At 71.1% G+C, this 18,763-nt stretch carries 17 protein-coding genes; 8 read left to right on the plus strand and 9 right to left on the minus strand.

The window, feature by feature from the left end:
- Positions 1-16 precede the first annotated feature (16 nt).
- Positions 17-979 (minus strand): YbhN family protein, encoded by a 963-nt coding sequence (locus tag ACFYX0_RS37510; RefSeq protein WP_388977666.1) that lies wholly within the window; start codon positions 977-979, stop codon positions 17-19.
- 147 nt (positions 980-1,126) lie between these two features.
- On the opposite strand from ACFYX0_RS37510, the gene ACFYX0_RS37515 reads away from it, so the two are divergent.
- From ACFYX0_RS37515 to ACFYX0_RS37540, 6 genes are all read left to right on the plus strand, one after another.
- Positions 1,127-3,049 carry an ABC transporter ATP-binding protein gene (locus ACFYX0_RS37515; protein WP_388977709.1) on the plus strand — a complete coding sequence of 641 codons (1,923 nt, stop codon included), beginning with the start codon at positions 1,127-1,129 and terminating at the stop codon, positions 3,047-3,049.
- 175 nt (positions 3,050-3,224) lie between these two features.
- On the plus strand, positions 3,225-3,686 hold the full coding sequence (locus ACFYX0_RS37520; RefSeq protein WP_388977668.1) for an NUDIX domain-containing protein: 462 nt from the start codon (positions 3,225-3,227) through the stop codon (positions 3,684-3,686).
- Positions 3,687-3,999: 313 nt separating this feature from the next.
- Entirely contained in the window at positions 4,000-4,695 is a 696-nt protein-coding gene (locus tag ACFYX0_RS37525) for a hypothetical protein (RefSeq protein WP_388977671.1), read from the plus strand.
- A gap of 102 nt (positions 4,696-4,797) precedes the next feature.
- On the plus strand, positions 4,798-6,042 hold the full coding sequence (locus ACFYX0_RS37530) for a PP2C family protein-serine/threonine phosphatase (RefSeq protein WP_388977674.1): 1,245 nt from the start codon (positions 4,798-4,800) through the stop codon (positions 6,040-6,042).
- A 220-nt stretch (positions 6,043-6,262) separates the two neighbouring features.
- Positions 6,263-7,237, plus strand: coding sequence for a phosphotransferase family protein (locus ACFYX0_RS37535; protein WP_388977711.1), 975 nt, complete (start codon positions 6,263-6,265; stop codon positions 7,235-7,237).
- Positions 7,238-7,392: 155 nt separating this feature from the next.
- Positions 7,393-9,555 (plus strand): FUSC family protein, encoded by a 2,163-nt coding sequence (locus ACFYX0_RS37540; RefSeq protein WP_388977677.1) that lies wholly within the window; start codon positions 7,393-7,395, stop codon positions 9,553-9,555.
- Between the two features lie 198 nt (positions 9,556-9,753).
- Here ACFYX0_RS37540 and ACFYX0_RS37545 read toward each other — a convergent pair whose 3' ends face one another.
- Positions 9,754-9,996, minus strand: coding sequence for a hypothetical protein (locus ACFYX0_RS37545; protein WP_388977679.1), 243 nt, complete (start codon positions 9,994-9,996; stop codon positions 9,754-9,756).
- 690 nt (positions 9,997-10,686) lie between these two features.
- Here ACFYX0_RS37545 and ACFYX0_RS37550 point away from each other — a divergent pair.
- Both ACFYX0_RS37550 and ACFYX0_RS37555 read left to right on the plus strand, forming a co-directional pair.
- Positions 10,687-11,508 carry a Scr1 family TA system antitoxin-like transcriptional regulator gene (locus tag ACFYX0_RS37550; RefSeq protein ID WP_388977682.1) on the plus strand — a complete coding sequence of 274 codons (822 nt, stop codon included), beginning with the start codon at positions 10,687-10,689 and terminating at the stop codon, positions 11,506-11,508.
- The gene (locus ACFYX0_RS37555; RefSeq protein WP_388977685.1) at positions 11,505-11,690 is read left to right on the plus strand and encodes a DUF397 domain-containing protein; all 186 of its coding nucleotides are present in this window, start codon (positions 11,505-11,507) and stop codon (positions 11,688-11,690) included. Before ACFYX0_RS37550 ends, ACFYX0_RS37555 begins: the two co-directional genes overlap by 4 nt.
- Before the next feature lie 187 nt (positions 11,691-11,877).
- On the opposite strand, the gene ACFYX0_RS37560 is transcribed toward ACFYX0_RS37555, so the two are convergent.
- From ACFYX0_RS37560 to ACFYX0_RS37590, 7 genes are all read right to left on the minus strand, one after another.
- Entirely contained in the window at positions 11,878-12,711 is an 834-nt protein-coding gene (locus ACFYX0_RS37560) for an SAM-dependent methyltransferase (protein WP_388977688.1), read from the minus strand.
- Positions 12,712-12,838: 127 nt separating this feature from the next.
- The gene (locus tag ACFYX0_RS37565; RefSeq protein WP_388977691.1) at positions 12,839-13,534 is read right to left on the minus strand and encodes a hypothetical protein; all 696 of its coding nucleotides are present in this window, start codon (positions 13,532-13,534) and stop codon (positions 12,839-12,841) included.
- Positions 13,531-14,556, minus strand: a complete 1,026-nt coding sequence (locus ACFYX0_RS37570; RefSeq protein ID WP_388977693.1) for a WXG100 family type VII secretion target — start codon at positions 14,554-14,556, stop codon at positions 13,531-13,533. Before ACFYX0_RS37570 ends, ACFYX0_RS37565 begins: the two co-directional genes overlap by 4 nt.
- Positions 14,553-14,867 (minus strand): hypothetical protein, encoded by a 315-nt coding sequence (locus ACFYX0_RS37575; RefSeq protein WP_388977695.1) that lies wholly within the window; start codon positions 14,865-14,867, stop codon positions 14,553-14,555. Before ACFYX0_RS37575 ends, ACFYX0_RS37570 begins: the two co-directional genes overlap by 4 nt.
- A 101-nt stretch (positions 14,868-14,968) precedes the next feature.
- On the minus strand, positions 14,969-16,078 hold the full coding sequence (locus tag ACFYX0_RS37580; protein ID WP_388977698.1) for an alpha/beta fold hydrolase: 1,110 nt from the start codon (positions 16,076-16,078) through the stop codon (positions 14,969-14,971).
- Between the two features lie 145 nt (positions 16,079-16,223).
- On the minus strand, positions 16,224-17,189 hold the full coding sequence (locus ACFYX0_RS37585; RefSeq protein WP_388977701.1) for a DUF1152 domain-containing protein: 966 nt from the start codon (positions 17,187-17,189) through the stop codon (positions 16,224-16,226).
- 162 nt (positions 17,190-17,351) lie between these two features.
- A complete protein-coding gene (locus tag ACFYX0_RS37590; protein WP_388977704.1) occupies positions 17,352-18,629 on the minus strand; it encodes a PucR family transcriptional regulator in 1,278 nt (425 codons plus the stop codon).
- Positions 18,630-18,763: the final 134 nt, after the last annotated feature.

Below are 18,763 nucleotides of genomic sequence, written 5' to 3' on the forward strand. Positions count from 1 at the left end.
TGAGGGCCGCCGCCGGTCAGATCACCTTCAGCCGTACCAGCGCGCCCAGCGTCAGCGCACCCGGCACCAGGGGCAGCCACACCGTGATGATCCGGTACGCCAGAACCACCGCCGTCGCCACGGCCACCGGGCCGCCCGCCGCCACCAGGGCGAGGATCAGCGCCGCCTCCACCGAGCCGATCCCGCCCGGGGTGGGCACGGCGGCGACGGCCAGGGTCGCCGCCAGATACGCGACCGCCATGTGTACGGGCGGCACCGGAAGCGACAGCGCCTCGCCCACCGCGGCCAGACCGGCCGCCTGCAGCGCAGGGAACGCCAGCGAGCCTCCCCACAGGGCGAGCGCGCGGGTGGGGCGCGTGTGCACCGAACGGGCCTCGCCGAGCGCCGTGCGCAGGAAGGAGAACACGGCCGTGCGCAGCCGCCGCACCAGCAGCACCACCGCCACCGCGACGCACACCGCCCCGGCCGCGGCGAACAGCAGCGGGCCCGCAGCCCACGAGGGGATCAAGGAGCCGAGGCGGAGCGCGTCCGGGAAGGTGAGCAGCAGGACCAGCAGCAGCCCGACCCGGGTGATCGCCTCGGCGAGCATGTACAGAGCCAGCGCGGCCGACGAGCGGGCGAGCGGCACCCCGCACACCGTCATGAAGCGCAGATTGACCGCGCTCGCACCGAACCCGGTGGGCAGCAGATGGTTGGCCGCGCCCGCCGCGAACTGGGTGGCCAGCAGCCGTCGCCGGGGCAGTCGCTGCATCACCGCGCCCTGCCGGGTGACGGCGGCCGCCACCCAGGTCAGACAGGTCGCGCCGGCGGCGGCCACCAGCCACGGCCACTCGGCCGACCGCAGATGGGCGAAGCCTTCCGCGAGTACGGACCAGTGCTCTGCCGCGACCACGAGCACGAGGACGAGCGGGAGCAGACACAGGACCTGGCGGACCGGAAGACGTCTGGGGAGTCCCTGGGGGAGACGCACGGCAGTCACATTCGCAGAGGTTTTCCGCGCCGCACCAACACCAGGTTGCGTGCGCGCAGACGGATGCTGACGTGCGGGGCAAGGCCCGGGAGCGGCTCCGGCTCCGGCTGCGTTGACCTCGAGAACGCTTGAGGTTCTACCGTCGATCTCATGAGCATGGAGACCACTGCCTGGCACCAGTTGCACAGCGTCATGACCGCACAGCGGGAGCGCCGGCCCTTCGCCCGCGCGACGCTGCGCCGCATCGCGGCCTTCGCCCGCCCGCACCGCCGCCGCATCGGGTGGTTCGTCGTGGTGAGCGTGGTGACCGCCCTGCTCGCCGTCGCGACTCCCGTACTCGCCGGCCGCGTCGTCGACGCGATCGTGTCGCACGGCGACCAGGGCAGGGTCCTGGAGCTGTCCTCGCTGATCGCCCTCATCGCGCTCGCCGAGGCGGGGCTCGGGCTGGTGAGCCGCCGTCTGTCGGCCGTGCTCGGGGAGGGCCTCATCCTCGATCTGCGGACGGCTGTGTTCGATCATGTGCAGCGCATGCCGGTCGCGTTCTTCACACGCACCCGCACGGGAGCACTCGTCAGTCGTCTCAACAACGACGTCATCGGCGCCCAGCGCGCCTTCAGCAACACCCTGTCGGGCGTGGTGAGCAACATCGTCACGCTACTGCTCACCCTCGCCGTGATGCTCACCCTGTCCTGGCAGATCACCCTGATCGCGCTGGTGCTGCTGCCGGTCTTCGTGGTGCCGGCGCGCCGGATGGGCAGCCGTATGGCACGGATGCAACGCGAGGCCGCCGACCTCAACGCCGCGATGGGCACCCGGATGACCGAGCGCTTCTCCGCGCCGGGCGCCACCCTCGTCAAACTCTTCGGGCGGCCGGAGGAGGAGTCGGCCGAGTTCGCGGCGCGGGCCCGCCGGGTGCGGGACATCGGGGTGCGCACGGCGATGGCACAGTCGGCGTTCCTCACCGCGCTGACCCTGGTCTCCGCCCTGGCACTCGCCCTGGTCTACGGCCTCGGCGGCTGGTTCGCCCTGCGCGGCACCCTGGAGCCGGGCGCCGTCGTCTCACTGGCCCTGCTGCTCACCCGGCTCTACGCGCCGCTCACGTCCCTCGCGGGGGCCCGGGTGGAGGTGATGAGCGCCATGGTGAGCTTCGAGCGCGTCTTCGAGGTGCTCGACCTCAAGCCGATGATCGAGGAGAAGCCGGCGGCGCGCAGTGTCCCCGAGGGCCCGGTGTCGGTGGAGTTCGACGACGTCCGCTTCGGCTACCCGGCCGCCGACCGGTTCTCCCTCGCCTCGCTGGAGGAGGTGGCGAACCTGGACACCCGCGGCGGGACCGAGATCCTGCACGGGGTCTCCTTCCGTGCCGAACCCGGCCGGACGGTCGCCCTCGTGGGCTCCTCGGGCGCCGGCAAGTCCACCGTGGCCGCGCTGCTCCCGCGGCTGTACGACGTCGACGCGGGCGTGGTGCGGGTCGGCGGGATCGACGTCCGCGAGCTGAGCGCGGCGTCGCTGCGCGAGACGCTGGGCATGGTCACGCAGGACGGCCATCTGTTCCACGACACGGTACGGGCCAACCTGCTGCTGGCCCGGGCGGACGCCACCGACGACGATCTGTGGGAGGTCCTGCGCCGGGCCCGTCTCGACGACCTCGTACGGTCCCTGCCCGACGGCCTCGACACGGTCGTCGGCGAGCGCGGCTACCGTCTGTCCGGGGGCGAGCGCCAGCGGATGACCATCGCGCGCCTGCTGCTGGCCCGGCAGCGCGTCGTCATCCTCGACGAGGCCACCGCCCATCTCGACAGCACCTCGGAGGCGGCCGTCCAGGAGGCCCTGGCCGAGGCCCTTCAGGGCCGTACCGCCGTCGTGATCGCCCACCGACTTTCCACCGTACGCGCCGCCGACGTCATCCTGGTCGTGGAGTCCGGCCGGATCGTGGAGCGGGGCACGCACGAGGAACTGCTGGCCCTGGGCGGACGGTACGAGGAGCTGTACCGGACGCAGTTCGATCAGGCGGGTGCGACTTCACGGACAGGGGAGACGGCGGAGAACGCGGAGCTCGGGGAGACCGAGGCCATCGCCTGAGGGGCGGGTGGCGGCGGTCGGCGGCAGCGTGCCTCGTACGGTTCCGGGACACAGGACCCGCATGGTGCCGTGCTCCAAGGGCAGAACTCCCGGCATGGAGGCCCGAGGACCCTGGAGACGGCATCACCGGGAGACCCTGTGCACGACCAGGCGCCTCGTGGCGTACCAGGACCAGGTGACGCTGCCAGACGGAAGCGCGGGCCGCTACGACTGGGTGCGGGTGCCGGACCAGGTCCGGGTCGCGGCGCTGGTCGGGGGAAGCCTGCTGATCGTCGAGCAGTACCACTACCTCACCGGCACGATGTGGCAGCTTCCGGGCGGCAACGTCGACCCCGGGGACCAGGACAGCGTTGCCGCTGCCCGTCGGGAACTCGCCGAGGAGACCGGCTTCCGGGAGGGCCGCTGGACACCGCGGGGCGCCCTGCATCCGCTGCCCGGCCTCACACCCGCCCGGGTCCACCTGTGGAGCGCCGAAGGCCTGACGCCGGGCAAGCCCGCACCGGAGCCCGGCGAGGCCGACCTCGGGGTCCGCCATGTGCCCCTGGCCGAGGCGGTGACGGCCGCCTGCGACGGCCGAATCGGCTGCGCCGCCAGCGCAGCCCTGGTCCTGGCCGTGGGCGCGGCACACGCCGGCTGAGAGCCGGGCGGCGGGGGAACGTCCAGGGGGCGTCCTCGGTTACAGAAGGCGTGGTGGTGAAGGGGCCAGTGTCCCCGGGCCTCACCTCTTGCCCATGGGGACGATCGTTCGGCTGAAGCCTCATGGAGCCTTTCGCCGAGAGGCGACCGCCCTTCACCGCCACAGCTCGCTGATCAGCCCCGACCGGTGCGACCCTCCGGCCGGGGCTGAGCCCATTTTCGGTGAAAGCCCTGGACGCGCGCTCCCGCGCGAATACTCTGCGTGCTGAATCCGACGCTCAAGGTGGAGCGGTGCCAGGGGGGAACGCGACGGAATGACATGGTGGACCACGCTCCGGAACGGGGCGCGCCTGCATGGTCTCCGGCTGCTGGCCGCCATGGTGGTCGGAGCGGCCACCGGGCAGGCCGTCTTCAGCGTCACCCGGGTCAGCGGCCGCAGCCTCTTCGTCATCACCGGCGGCCTGGCCGGCCTCCTCGCCGTGGTGATCCTCCAGGTCTACGGGCGTGCCGCGCGCCTGAGCGCGGTCACTGTCCGGGTGCCGCAGGTCAGCGAACTGACGTTCGTGGTGAACAACGACTCCCGGCAGATGGCCTGGCATCTGTTCGTCGAGACCTCGACCCGCGTCTCCACCCAGCCCCTGAGCCAGGACGAGGGCCTGCTGCGCGAGGCGCTCAGCTCCCTGCACGGGCTCTTCGCCACGACCCGCGAGACCCTCAAGGCCGGCCGCCCCTCCAGAGCCGTCGTCGGCGGGCACACCGTCGAATACCTGGCCATCACCATGCTCAACCACGAACTGCGCCCCTTCCTCTCGACCTGGCACCCCCGTCTGCACGCCCACGAACAGGCGCGCCCGGACGCCCCCGAAGCCTCCTGGCCCGACACCGCGGCCTGCCGCGCCGCTCTCCTCACGGTCCAGGGCAACCTGCACGAGTACGCGCTGGGTTTCGCCCGTCTCGCCGGGGTGCACGCCCCGGAGACGCTCGTGAACGGCCCCGGCCGGCTCTCCTGAGCGTGCCGCCTTACCCGCTCCCGTGGGCGGCTGCGCTGCGCGGCCCGTAACGTCAAGAGATGGGCGGGCAGCAGGGGAGGGCCGGGAAGGGAGACGGTCACGATGCAGGGGACGGACATGGACTACGCGGCGCTGTTCGCCGCCACACCGAGCCCCTATCTGGTGCTGGCCCGCGACCTGGTGATCGTGGAGGTCAACGAGGCGTATCTGTGCGCCACCCGCAGGACCCGGCAGGCCCTGCTCGGTCAGCACATCTTCGAGGCCCTCCCGGGCAGCCCCGCCGAGCCCAACGCGGACGGTGTGCGCAATCTGAAGGCCTCGCTGCACCGGGTGCTGGTGACCGGGGAGCCCGACACGATGGCGGTGCAGAGGTACGACATCCCGGTCGGCGACCGGCCCGATGTGTTCGAGGAACGCTGGTGGTCCCCCGTGAACACGCCGATCCCGGGCCCGGACGGGAGCGTGGCCTGGATCATCCACCGGGCGGAGGACGTCACCGAGTACGTCCGCACCCACCCGTTGAGCCCCGACCCCGGGATCAAGCATCTCACCGAGCGTGAGGCCCTGGAAGCCGAGTTGTACGCGCGGGCGCGCGAGCTCCAGGTGCTGAACGAGGAGCTGAGGCAGGCCCACAACCGTGAGCGCCAGGTGGCGGTCACCCTGCAGGAAGCCATGCTCCAGGCACCCGACCTGGCCCGGCACGGGAACGTGGCCGTGCGCTATCTGCCCGCCACCGGCTCCCTCAACGTGTGCGGTGACTGGTACGACGTAGTGGATCTGCCCGACGGCCGGTTCGCGGTGGCGGTCGGCGACGTCGTCGGTCACGGCCTGGAGGCCGCCGCCGTCATGGGGATGCTGCGCAGCGCGCTGAGCGCGGCCATCCGGGCACTGGAGCGGCCGGCCCAGGCCATGGAGGTGGTGGGCCTGTACGCGCGCTCGGTCGAGGGCGCCCTGAACACGACGGCCGTCAAGGCCATGGTGGACACCCGGAGCCGCCTGATCATCTACAGCAGCGCGGGGCATCCGCCGCCGGTGTTGGTCCACCCGGAGGGCGTCTGCGAGTTCCTGGACCAGGCGACCGACCCGCCGCTGGCGGCCCGGCCCCAGCATGTGCCCCGTCCTCAGGCCGGACAGCCGTACACCCCTGGGGACCTGCTCGTGCTCTACACCGACGGGCTGATCGAGCGGCGCGACGAGAGCATCGAGGAGGGGCTGCGCCGGCTGGTCGAGGCCCTCTGCCGCTACAGCACCCTCAGCCCGGAACGCGTGGCCGACGCGCTGCTCGCCGATCTCGGGGTGGCCGGCGGGGCCCGTGACGACATCGCGCTGGTGATCGTCCGGCTGTGACGGCGCGACGTACCGGATGCGCAAGACGCCGTGCCCACCAGCCCCGGGAGTACGCACAACTCGGAAGGGCCGCCGAGGACTTCCGGCACGCCGGCCGCCGCGCCCGGCAGAACTGCCGTGTCGCGGAGCGGAGATATCCGATCGCCCCGCTGTCGGTGCTCCCGTAGGGTGCGCGGGTTGCCGTGACGGAGAGGCGGTTCGGAACGTGGCACCCAGGGCAGTGACGCGGGAGCAGCTGGCGGATGCGGCGCGCGCAGCGCTCGGCGGCGGGCGACGGCCGGTGGCGGTCGAGCGGGTCGCGGGCGGCAGCAAGAAGGGCGTGTACCGCCTGGTGATGGACGACGCGACGACAGCGATCGCCTACCTGTGGGACGACACCGAGAACTACTGGCCGGCGGCCGAGGGCGACGACGACCTCACCGACCCGTTCTCACCCGGCCTGGGGCTCGACCTGTTCGAGGCCGCGCACGCGCGGCTGGACGCGCTCGGTGTCCGCGTCCCGGCGATCCGTCTCGTCGACCGCGACGGCGTCCACTGCCCGGCCGATCTAGCGATCGTCGAGGACCTCCCGGGCGAGAACCTGGAGAAACTGCTAGCGCGCGACCCGCACGCGGCCGCCCCGGTCATGGCCCGACTCGGGGAGGCACTGGAGGCGATGCGGCGTCATCGGGCACCCGCCTACGGCAAGGTGGCCGTCGTCGACGGCGGAGGCACGTCGCGCGGGACGTCGTGCGAAGGGGTCGTCCTCGACCGTGCGCTACGGGACCTTGCCGAGGCGGCGGCGCTTGATCCGCGGATCGGGGAAGCCCGCGACCGGCTGGAGGAGCGGCTGCTGGATCTGGCGGCGGCGGTCCGGCCTCGCGCGCAGTACGCGGTCGTGCACGGCGAACTGGGGCCGGACCATGTGCTGGTCGACGCGGAGGGCAACCCCGTGGCGATCGACATCGAGGGCTCGATGTACTTCGACGTCGAGTGGGAGCACGTCTTTCTGCGGATCCGCCTGGACGACGCCTACCGGCCGCTCGCGGTGGACGGACTGGACCCGGGCCGGCTGGCGCTCTACACGCTGGCGCAGCGTCTCTCGTTGACGGCCGGTCCGCTACGGCTGCTCGACGGAGGCTTCCCCGACCGGGCGGCCGTGGCGGGCATCGCGGAGCACAACCTGAAGAAGGCACTGGACCTGATCCACGCCTGAACGCCCGCGACGAGCCCCGTAGCCCCGGCCGCCCGGATCGGCACCCCGGCGATCCCGCTCACGTCGCCGAGGCCGATGGCACGCTCCACACTGTGACAGTAAGGAGTTTTCCGCCCAGACGGGCACGGGTGCCCCACGCCCTCGAGTGACCGAACATGGTCGACATCCCGCGCCGCACGACGCAGTCGGCTGCCCGCCGCCCCCGCGCCCGCCTGGGGAGGGAGCAGTTGCAGGGAATGCTGCGCCCCGGCCGCTTCGACCGGCACGAACTCGCCTACGGCGGGGCCCTCCGCGTCGCGGTGGGTGTGGCGGCTCCGCTCGCCGCGGGGACGGCGACCGGGCATCTTCAGTACGGGGCGTTCGCGTCGCTGGGTGCCCTTCCCGCGGGTTTCGCGTCGTTGCAGGGGGTGACCCGCACGCGCGCGGTCACCGTCGTGGCCGCCAGCGCGGGGGCGGCGATGTCCACCTTCGTCGGTGGCGTCCTCGCCGCGTCCGCTCCCTGGCTGCTGGTGCCCGTGGTGGCCCTGTGGGGGTATGGGACGGGGCTCGCCGTCTGCCTGGGACGCTGGACGAGCGTCGCGGTCCTCCAGTGGCCCGTGGCGCTGCTGATCGCGGCCGGGATACCCCTGGGCCCGTCCGAGGCCGCGCTCCGAGCCGGTCTCGTGCTGGCCGGGGGACTGCTCCAGTGTGCGCTCGTCGCCGTCTCCTGGACGCTGCGCCCCGGCGCCGCCGAGCGGGCCGCGCTGGCCGAGTCCTACCGCGGCCTGTCCGCCTACGCCCGCGGTCTCGCCGCCGGCCGGGCAGGCCCGCCGCCACCGGCGGACTTCGTGGCCGGCGACGCCGTAGCGGACCCCAATCCGCTCCTCCCCGCGGCCGTACGCGCGGACCATCTCAATCTGCTGGAGCAGGCCGAGCGTATCCGCGCCTCACTCGCGGCCCTGGCCGTGTACACGGACGACGACACCTCCGGGACGGCGCGCCTCTTCGCCGCCGACACCGCGCAAGCCCTGGACGGCGTCGCCGACGCGCTGAACACCGGGCCGGGCGACCGTGCCTCGCCGGTACAGACGCCGGACGGAGGGTTCACCTGGCAGGAGGCCGCAGGTGACACCGGCTGGCACTGGGCCGCCGAGGCGCTGCTGTGCCAGCTGCGGGCCGTGAACCGCATTCTCGGCCACGGCCCTACGCCGAAGAGGGCCGTGCCGCGCGATGGACCCGCATCACCGGACCGGCCCGTTCCCCGGGACACGGTGCGCTGGACCGCCCTGACCCTGCGGGCCAACCTCACGGCGGCGGGCGAGACGGGGCGCCACGCGCTCCGGCTGGCGGCGGTCACCGGACTGGTCGAGTTCCTCGTCCAGGTCACCGGCCTCTACGAGGGCCGTTGGGCCGTGCTGACGGCCTTCCTGGTGCTCAGACCGGACTTCGCCACGACGCTCACGCGCAGCGTGCACAGGGCGGTGGGTACGGCCGTGGGCGCCGGTCTCGGCGCGAGTGCGGCAATCCTGGCCCACCCCGGTGACGCAGGTCTCGTCGTCGGGGCCACGATCGCCGTCGCGGCGGCGTTCGCGTTGTTCGCCGTGAACTACCTGCTCTTCAGCGTCTTCCTCACTGCCTTCCTCGTGATCCTGCTGGAGACGTTCGGGCTGCCGGCGGGCTCCACCGCCACCGCGCGGCTGGCCCAGACCGCTCTCGGCGCGGCCTGCGCGATCATCGCCTACTGGGTGTGGCCCACCTGGGAGGGCCTCTCGGCGCAGCAGAAGTTCGCCCGGATGCTGACCTCCCACAGCCGGTACACCGCGGCCCTGCTCCGGCAGCTCTCCCACCCCGAGGAGCTCGATCCCGGCAGGCTCCGCGCCCTGCAGACCACGGCCCGCCGCGACCGTACCGACGCCGAGGCGTCCATGGCGCGCCTGGCGGCCGAGCCTTCGCAGCCACCGATGACCCCGGCCGTCGCCCGGACCCTGGTCGCCGTGGTCACGCGGCTGGCGCAGGCGGAACTCGCCCTGCACGCCCTGGTTCTCCGGCATCCGGCGGCCGGTCAGGAGGAGCAGCCTCAGGACCCTGACGGCCGCGGCTCACTGGACGACCTGGCCGTCGCCCTCCGTACGACGCTGGAGCGGCTGGCGGAGTCGCTGCTCACCCTCGAAGCCCCCGGCGGGCTTCCTCCCCTGCACCGGATCCAGGCGCCCCTGCGCAGCCAGCCCCTGCCCGCAGGTCAGCACACCGCCCTCGTCGTGGACGGTCTGGTCGACGCCACGGACGCCCTGACGGATGTGGTGCGCCGCCTGGTCGATGATCGAGCGGCCCGGCGTTGAGGCACCACTGGGGCGCACACGGTGCTGTTCAGCACCGTCGGCGACAAGATCGGCGCGGCCGGCCGAGGGCTCCTGATCACATCAGGCGGGGTCGCCCGGCAGGCGGTGCGCCGCGTGCCGTGACAGTGGGCCCGGAGCCGCGTCGGGCGGATCTCCGGGCCGTGCGTCTGCCTCGCCGTGCGGCGGGGTGCGGTGCCGTCACGGCACGCAGTAGACGATGGGGGTGATCAGGTACTCCTGGGTGGTCGGCGCGTTGTGGAAACTGATGGTCCAACTGTCGTTGTCGGTCGTGCTCGTGGTGCGGAAGCTACGAACGGGGACGACCTCGTCGCGCGTCATCCATCCGCCGGCGATGGCCGTCCGACCGCTCGGACAGACGGCGACCACCGCCATCGTCTGCTCCGGCCCGAGTGTCGTCTGCACCCCGAACACGGCAGTCATGTGGGCGGTACCGGAAGGCCCTTGGGTTCCGGTGACTCCTTGGGGGCCGGTCCCTCCTTGGGTTCTGGTGGCTCCCTGGGGACCGGTGGCTCCGGTTTCGCCGGTGGTGCCTTGTGGGCCGGTCGCTCCTTGGGGTCCGGCTGCTCCTTGGGGTCCGGCTGCTCCTTGGGGTCCGGCTGCTCCTTGGGTTCCGGTGGCTCCCTGGGGCCCGGTGGCCCCGGTTCCGCCCTGGGGCCCGGTGGCCCCGGTTCCGCCCTGGGGCCCGGTGCCTCCTGGGGGTCCGGTGTCGCCGGTGTCGCCCTGCGGCCCCGCGGGTCCGGTGCTGACGCACTCACGCGAGAGCTTGGATGAGGATGTCCAACCGGTGGGCCGCCCATCCTCTCCGGGGGAAGCGGCAGCCGGCCGGTATCTATTGCCCCTCCGGGGCGACGCATGGACGCCGGTCTGTCGCGATGGGCACCTCCGTAGAGAAAATTGCATCCGATCAGCCGGTGTCGTCCAGGCACCGGCTGACGCGGCTTCCGCCCCCGGCGCCGGGGCCACCTTGTGCATCGCGGTTCCTTCGGGGGATCTGCCACCCGTACAGACCGTCGTGTACGGGTTCCAGCCGTGCCACGCGCGTAACCCCCGCCGAAGGGCGAGCTGTTGTACTCGGCGGCAAGGTGTGCCACAAACAAGGGGGTCGTCGTCATGGCGATGGGCAGTGCACTCGAACCGTCCGGCAGTCTGAAGGCGTTCGGGGCCGCCTTGAAGGTGTTCCGGGAACGAGCCCTGCTGACACAGGAGCAGTTCGCCGAGCGGCTCAACTACTCACTCGCCCTGATCGCTTCGGTCGAGCAGGGCCGACGGATGCCGACCGCGCTGTTCGTCGAGCGTGCGGAGGAGGTGCTGGGGGCGCTCGGGGTCCTGCGTGCCATGGCGCGGCACGTCGGGCGGGAGCGGGGGCTGGCCGTCTGGTTCCGGGAGTGGGCGCAACTGGAGGAGGCGGCGGTGACCCTGTGCACGTACGAGTGCCGGGTCGTGCCGGGGCTGCTCCAGACCGAGGCGTACACGCGGGCCGTGATGCTCAACGTCCCGCCTCCGCCCACGGAGGACCAGCTCGAGGAGCGGATCGCCGCCCGGCGGGCGCGGCAGGAACTGCTGACGCGCAGGCCGCCGGTGGCGTTCAGCTTCATCGTCGAGGAGTCGGTGCTGCTGCGGCACACGGGAGGTGAGGAAGTGACCCGAGAACTGCTCGGCCATCTCCTCGCCCGCACGGAACTGTGGAACGTGGAGCTGCAGATCATGCCGCTGCGGCAGCCGTACCACGCGGGCCCGGACGGACCCATGCAGCTCCTGGAGACCCCTGAGCGGCAGTGGCTGGGGTATGCGGAGGGCCAGAAGACCGGGCAGTTGGTCTCCGACCGGGAAGCGGTGAGCGTCATGCAGATGCGCTATGCCAAGATGCGCTCACAGGCCCTGTCCCCGGCGGACTCGGCGGAGTTGTTGCAGCGGATGCGGGGAGCGCTATGAGCACCGTCAGCGAGCTGGACTGGTTCAAGAGCAGCTACAGCGGGTCCGAGGGCGACAGCTGCGTGGAGGTCGCACATACTCCCGGGGCCGTGCACGTACGGGACTCCAAGGAGAAGGACGGGCCGCGATTCGCGGTCGCCGCCTCCACGTGGGCCGATTTCCTTGGTTATGTTCTGGATTAGCCGGTCTGCGGAGGCGCCGGCCGGCCTCTCGCCCGGGTCGGTGCCCAGTGCGTCTGGGTCGCCGAGGCCGAAGGCGGTGCGGCTTCCGCCGCACCGCCTTCGGCCCCCGGCGCCGACCTGCCGCGCAGCCCTCGCGGCGGAGCGCTCTGGCAGAAAACGAAGCGTGGATCAGCCCGCCCGGAAGTGATCAGCGCTTCAGGCCGACCCCGCCGAACATGGCGACCTCCTCCGGCTCCACCTCGCCGGTGACCTCCGGACGCCAGCGCGAGCAGGACACCACGCCCGGCTCGAGCAGCTCAAGCCCGTCGAAGAAGCGGGTGACGTCCTCGGGCGTGCGCTGGGTCAGCTTCGGCGTGCCGTGCTCGTTCCAGAACTTCACTGCCTCGTCGACGTCCGGCATCGCCGGGCTGGTGATCGTGTGCGACAGGACAAGATGGCTGCCGGAGGGCAGCCTGTCGACCAGCCGCCGTACCAGACCGTACGGGTCCTCGTCGTCGCCGATGAAGATGACCACGCCGAGCAGCATCAGTGCCACGGGTTGCGTGAAGTCCAGCGTCTTCGCGGCGTGTTCGAGGATCGCGTCCACGTTGCGCAGGTCCTCGTCGAGGTAATCGGTACGGCCTTCGGGCGTGCTGGTGAGCAGCGCCCGGGCGTGCGTCAGGACGAGCGGGTCGTTGTCGACATAGACGATCCGCGTCTCCGGGGCGATCCGTTGTGCCACCTCGTGCGTGTTGTCCGCGCTCGGCAGTCCGGTGCCGATGTCGAGGAACTGGCGTATCCCCTTGTCGGCGACCAGATGGCGTACGGCACGGCCCAGGAAGAGCCGGTCCGCGCGGGCGTACTCGCCGATGTCCGGGTGCAGTTGGCGGATCTGGTCGCCGGCCGCGCGGTCGACCTCGTAGTTGTCCTTTCCGCCGAGCCAGTAGTTCCAGATGCGGGCCGTGTGCGGCTGGGAGGTGTTGATACGGGCACGCAGCGCCTGGGCGGCGGGGTCAGCTCCGGCGGACGGGTTCGCGGTCACGGATCGACTCCTGTGAGGATGAGGGATTCGCGGTCAACGAGCAATCTAGACCGCAGAGTTGATCTCTGCAGACCGTCCCGCTGTTTTCGCCGCCGGTCCAGGCTGATCGCCGAAGACTCGCGCCGGGTCAGGATCGCGGGGGTGGGACGATGCCCTGACTCAGCGCCTCCAGAGCCCGGGCCTGCTGCTCGTGGACTTCGAGCGCAGCCAGGGAGCCGTCGGCGAAGTGCAGGTCCACGCGTCTCGAGAGCGATGTGGGCCGGACGGCGACGCTCTGGAGCTGTCCCGGCAGGATCTCGCCCAGACGCCGGGCCTCCTTCTTCAACCGCTGCTCTCCGGGCGGGACCTTGCCGAAAAGGGGCACCTTCTTGTTCCTGGTGGAGACCGTGCGCATCAGCAGGATCCTGCGGTCGGTGAAGACCATCAGCGCCTGTTCGTTGTCGTAGCTGCTCGGAGTGTCGGGTCCGGTGCGAACGGCGATCACGAACTGGCCGGCCATGCTCTGCCATCCTCCCGTGAGACCGGCCCCACGCACCATGCGTCGGAACCTGCGGATGATGCCGAAGTCGAAGAACTCGACGGCATCCACGGCCGAGGCGGCAACTTCGGAGGCGCCATGCACTGCGCCGAGCGTGCCCCTCCACTCCTTGCCGACCCGAAACTCGCGGGGCACGCGGCGGATCAGATCACTCAGCTTCACCTCGACGACTCCGAGCAGTCGCTCGTGCGGCTGCAGCCATGGCGCGATCAATGGCACATGGGAGCCGCCGCCGAGCAGGCACGGCTCGAAGACGGGCTGTGGGCCGTACTGGCTGGCGCTCATCCGAAATCCTTCTCGATCTGTGCCTTCGGCACACGGTACGGGGCCTCGTTCTTGCGGCCGTCGAGCTGGCCGGTCACGGCGTCGACGGCGGGGTCCTTGCTCAGCCCGTCCGTGACGGCGCTCATCGGGCCGTCGGCTCCGACCACCGCTCCGATGCCGCCTGCGATGGCGCCCTTCGCGGCGCCGTACACGGCCTTGGTGCCCGTGGCGGCCGCGAACTCTCCTAGGTTCTCCATCGACGGGGAACTGACCAGCTTCCCGGTCCTCTCAAGCCTGTTGCCGATGGCGCCGATCTTCCGCACGGCCTTGGCCGCCTGCAGGCCGCCCTTAAGGCTGTCCTTGATCGTACGGAAGGACTTTTCAGCCGCCTTGATCTCGCGGACCGCCTTCTTGAGTTCGTCCAGCTTCTCCGCCAGGCTGGCGGAGACTTCTTCCACCCGTCCGATGAACGCAGTGATCTCGGCATCCGCCACGAGGGCGTCGGCAGCTGTCGCAAGGCCGAGGGTCAGGATGTCGACCGCGACCATCGCGGCGAGCGAGACGATCAGCGCCTCGATCGCCTCCCGGATGATCTCGATGATCATGTTTTCGGCGAGCTGGCAGGCGGCAGCCGCCTGACTGATGATCTGCGCGATCTGGTCCATGTCCTTGGCGGTGCCGTCGATGGCCTCGACCACCTGGCCCATGTGCCTGCCGAACGCGTTCGACGCGTCGCCTTCCCACTGCCCGGCGAGTGTGGCGCCGCCCGCGCGCAGCGTGTTGCTGACGGTCTGCATCGCCTTCGCCTGGGCCTGCCACTCGTGGGCGGCCGCGGTGAGTCCGGCGAGGTTGCCGGTGACCTCCTCCAGCATGTCCATCAGCCCGGTGGAGTCGAGCGCCGCCTTGACGATGCTGTCCAGGCCTGCGTCCAGGCCGTCCGCGACGGGATTCTCGATCTGCGGCAGTGGGATCAACGGTTCGTCGAGGAAGTCCCGCGTCCACTTGTACGCGTCGCCGACCTGCTGGAAAGTGCCTGCACTCACCGTCCGCCTCCGAACGAGGCCCCGATGTGCACGTCCTGGCTCTCGTAGTTCTTCGCCGAGTTCTCGAGACCCTCACTGGTGTCGCGAAGGATCTCGAGCAGGTCGGCGAAGTTGGCCTGCTCGGCCTGCACGTGCTCCTGGTACGCCTCGTAGAGGTTCTGCGCGTTCGGCAGTTCGCCGAAGTCGTTCGACGAGAGCGGCACCGCCGCCAGTCTCGGCCAGATCCGCGCGATCTGCTCAGCCTGGTCCTGAATGATCTGATCGTACGACTTCAACGCGTCCGGATGGACCCGAAATCCCTGCTCCCCCACAGCTTCTCCCTGATCGCGGAATCAGCGCATCATCATACGTGCGACTTGATCACCGCTGCGCTCGGCCTGTGACTCAACACCCGAACGCACCGGTGTGGGAGTCACCGGGATGCCGCGACCGATGCCGCTGTGAGTCTGTCCACGGCCGCCGCGACCGCCTCGGGGCTGGAGACCATCGTCAGGTGCCGGGCGCCCGGGATGAGCGTCGGAGGCGGTGCGCCGATGCGCCGTGCGGTCTCCTGCGGCGTCTGCCGGGTGAACACGTCGTCCTGGGCGCCGAACACCACCGACTTGGGCAGGCGCACCCCGGCGAGCCGAGCCACCTGGTCCGCCGGTAGTCCCGGCACCCCGGCGGCCAGTATGGTCCAGAGCGCGCCCTCGGCGCCCGGTACCCGGAGCGGGCGTCGCCACTGATCCAGACCGGCGGCGTCCAGGCGCGGACAGGCCGGACCGCACTGTGCGTCGTACAGGCTGCGGATCACCGCGTCGATGCCGAGCCCGAGCCGCAGCAGGCTGGTGCGGTACGGGTCGATCAGCACGTACTTGAAGGCCGGCGGCGGTCCGGCACCCGTGTCGAGGGCGTCGCCGTCGAGGAGCATCACACCCCCCAGCCGGCCAGGAGCCCGCAACGCGGCCTCGGTGACCACGGCGGCCCCGCTGGAGTGCCCAACCAGCAGCGGGTGTTCGCCCGGACCGCCGAGGTGCATGGCGCTCAGGAAGCCCAGGAGCTGCCTGGTGAAATGGTCGACGGTGTACGGGCCGTGGCGCTCGCTGTATCCGTCGCCCGTCAGGTCGAGCGCGTACACCCGGTGGTCCCGGGCGAGCAGCGGGGCGAGGCGCGACCAGGTGTCGACGGTTTCGAAGGCGCCGTGCACCAGGACGACCGGCGGGCCGGCCGTACCCCAGGTCTGGTACCGCGTGCGGATGTCGGCGGCCTGCACGTACTTGAGCCCCCGCGGCGGGGCGGCGCGCCCGGCCGTGACGCCGTTGTAGACGAACGAGGCCGCCGTGACGACCACCAGCAGGACGGCGCAGCCCAGCGCGCCGCGCCGCAGCCACCGCCGCAGCCGGGAGCGGCGCGGCGGGTGCGCACGCTCGGCAGGGACCGACGGCGGAGCGGGTGCCGGATGCGCGCGTCCGTCTCTGGTGCCATCTCCGGCGCCGTCTCCGGCGCCGTCTCCGGTTTCGGCTCGGTGAAGATCAGCTGTCACAGCCCACAGCATCGCCCAGGGCACACCTGTGGTCATCCTGCGGGGGGAGTCATTGTGTCTACTCCGCCAGGTGCAGGGGAGTGCTGGGCGACGGGTCGGCGCCGGCCGGGGCAGGGAGCAACCGTCCTTCGTGCTGGTGCCGGGCTCAGTGCGGAAAGGCCCGGGGTGGTCGCTGCCGGGGGAGCTCCTCGCGGAAGCCGGAGATGGCCGAGCTGATCTGGCGCATCAAAACCGTGCCTTCCAGCCGGTCGAGATAGAGGTTCGCGCGCGCCAGGGCGGGCAGGTCCACGCAGAAATACAGCGCCATCAGCGGGTTGACGAACAGTTCGCTGCCGCGGGTGCGCTCGGTGAACCGTACGTCGCCGAACTCCCCCCGCACGGCGGCAGCGACGGACCCGTGCACGATGCTCGGATGACTCGCATGGCAGCGGTGGGCGTGGGCCACCGCGTCGAGGTAGGCGGCACCCTCAAGGCTTTCGCGGGGAAGCGAGAACGCACCCAGATAGCCTCCGGCGCGGTCCAGGCCGGCCAGGTTCTCCAGTACCAAAGAATGGTTCACACCGTGGTAGGCGTCCACACCGAAGCCCACACACGCCACGAGCCGGTGCGGGACTTCGTCCAGCCCGGCGACGGCCGCCAGGCTGGCCGTGTCCTCCTCCGGAGTGCCGAGCCCGTGTTCGTCGCCATGCATCAGGATGTCGGTCCCGCCGTCCACCAGCACGACCGCGTCCACCCCGCCGAGGTGCTCCAGCAGTGCTCGGTAGGCGGCACGCAACGGCTGAACACCCGTGCGGGGAAAGGCATACACGGTGTCGGGCAGTTCCTGCGAGTGGAGCCAGCGGGCGAGAGAGCGCTCGGGGAAGTAGTCGCCATAGAGCTCGGTGTCCGGGCGGACGGCGGCGACGTCCTCCGCGACCCACGAGTCCAGGTCCAGGGCGTGCAGTTCGGAAAAGGACAGGCCGGCCAGGTGAACGTCGGCACCGGCCGCCCGCAGCGCGAGGGCCAGGGGCAGCCCCGCGTACACGTCGAAGCCACCGCCCGCACCGGCGACGAGGATCCGGCGCGCTTCGCGCAGGCGGGTGAAGAAGGCGGGCTCACGGAGGGAGAACACCACTCGACCCTAACCTCGCCCTTTCGGCCGGGGTGCTGAGACGTCACTGTTCGTCTGCTGTCATGCGGGCGACGTGATGTCGGTTCTTGGGCATGGCGGGGCTCCGACGCGGTGGTCGCGTTCGCGTTGCCAGGCGGCCTGGCGGGACTTTCGTAACGCGCCCTAGTTGTAGTGGCCCGGCGTTCTGGCCGAGGCGGTTGCTGGGAGCGGGCGTCGCCGCCACAGCAGGGCTCTGGCCAGGAGGGCCACCTCCACGTCCAGTCGGTCGTCGGTGAGCGGTCGGCCGAGGAGTTCCTCGGCCTTGCGGATGCGGTAGTGCACAGTGTTCTTGTGCAGGTGCAGCCGCGTCGCCGCCTGTGTGTAGCTGCTCCCCGACTCGAAGAACACACGTATGGTGTCGCGCAGTTCACGGTTTCCTGGGGCGTCGGTCGCGAGGTCGCCGAGTACGCGGACGATCCAGCGCTCGAGATCCTCGGAGTTCTCGGTGAGCAACGCGGCGACCGCGACGTCGTCGAAGGCGAGGACTCTGAGCGCGCGGTTCTGCGCGTTCTCGACGACGGCCCGGGTGCGGATGGCCTCACGCAGCGAGCCACGGAAACCGTCGAGGCCCGGTGCCTGCGCGCCCAACACGACCCGCACTTCGGCGGCGAGGCCGGCCACACCCTCGCTCAGCCGGTTCAGGTCCAGGTGCCGGGGGGCCGGTTGCTGCACCCAGACCCACATCGTGCGCTCGTCGTCGAGCAGTGTCAGTGGTGTCCCGGGGCCGGAGACCTCCTGGATCAGGCGGGCGGTGGCATCGAGCATGCCGGCCGCGCTCGGCCCCTCCGCGGGCATCCAGGCGACGGCGGCCGTGTGCCAGCCGGACATGGGGATGCCGAGGAGATGACAGGCTTCCGCCTCCGAGAGGTTCTCCGACTCCAGAACGAGGCGGATCTGCGCTGCTCGGGCGGCTCCCATGCGACTGTTCCAGAGACGTCGTTCCGTCTCGTAGATGTCGATCAGACCTTCGATGACTTGGTCGATGTAGCTGTTGGTGCGCCGGGACAGTTCCGCAACGGCGGCGAGTGCCAGGTCTGTCGGTACTCCGCCGATCCGGTCCAGAGCCGTGATGCTCCACTGCGTGAAGCGGTTCTCACCGAGCCGGTACGCCCGAAGCAAGGCCTCCAGGGACAAGGAGTGCTGGGCGAATCGGCGGGCGTACTCCGCGGCGGCTCCAGGCACGGAGATCTGTTCCACCGGGATGGAGTGCCTGAGCAGGTCGACGATGGCCACGAGGTTGGACGACGTGCTCGCCACCATGAGCCCGCGGATCGCCTCGTCGTGCTGGAACTCCGGGATGACCTCGGTGAACCAAGCAGTCAGCTCCGAGGTGAGGGCGGGCAGGTCCGCGTCGATGGCACGCGCCACCTCGGCCACGAGAGCATCGACAGCAGTGGGCATGGCGGGCACCGTAGCAAGCCCGCCACCGGTACGGCAGAGGGGGGTTCCCCCCGAGAAGTGGACACCGGTTTGTATGCTTATGCGGCAAGTGTGAGTGTAGCTGAGTGTCGGGCCTCGTAGGCGACGGGGCTGAG

The sequence above is a fragment of the Streptomyces sp. NPDC002573 genome (assembly GCF_042889625.1).
Taxonomy (GTDB): Bacteria; Actinomycetota; Actinomycetes; order Streptomycetales; family Streptomycetaceae; genus Streptomyces; species Streptomyces gibsoniae.

Excerpts from the sequence above, each read along its gene's own strand:
- ACFYX0_RS37540 (WP_388977677.1), top strand. The coding sequence starts at position 7,393 with ATGGTCGACATCCCGCGCCGCACGACGCAGTCGGCTGCCCGCCGCCCC.
- ACFYX0_RS37545 (WP_388977679.1), bottom strand. The coding sequence starts at position 9,996 with ATGACTGCCGTGTTCGGGGTGCAGACGACACTCGGGCCGGAGCAGACG.
- ACFYX0_RS37550 (WP_388977682.1), top strand. The coding sequence starts at position 10,687 with ATGGCGATGGGCAGTGCACTCGAACCGTCCGGCAGTCTGAAGGCGTTC.
- ACFYX0_RS37555 (WP_388977685.1), top strand. The coding sequence starts at position 11,505 with ATGAGCACCGTCAGCGAGCTGGACTGGTTCAAGAGCAGCTACAGCGGG.
- ACFYX0_RS37565 (WP_388977691.1), bottom strand. The coding sequence starts at position 13,534 with ATGAGCGCCAGCCAGTACGGCCCACAGCCCGTCTTCGAGCCGTGCCTG.
- ACFYX0_RS37515 (WP_388977709.1), top strand. The coding sequence starts at position 1,127 with ATGGAGACCACTGCCTGGCACCAGTTGCACAGCGTCATGACCGCACAG.
- ACFYX0_RS37590 (WP_388977704.1), bottom strand. The coding sequence starts at position 18,629 with ATGCCCACTGCTGTCGATGCTCTCGTGGCCGAGGTGGCGCGTGCCATC.
- ACFYX0_RS37525 (WP_388977671.1), top strand. The coding sequence starts at position 4,000 with ATGACATGGTGGACCACGCTCCGGAACGGGGCGCGCCTGCATGGTCTC.
- ACFYX0_RS37530 (WP_388977674.1), top strand. The coding sequence starts at position 4,798 with ATGCAGGGGACGGACATGGACTACGCGGCGCTGTTCGCCGCCACACCG.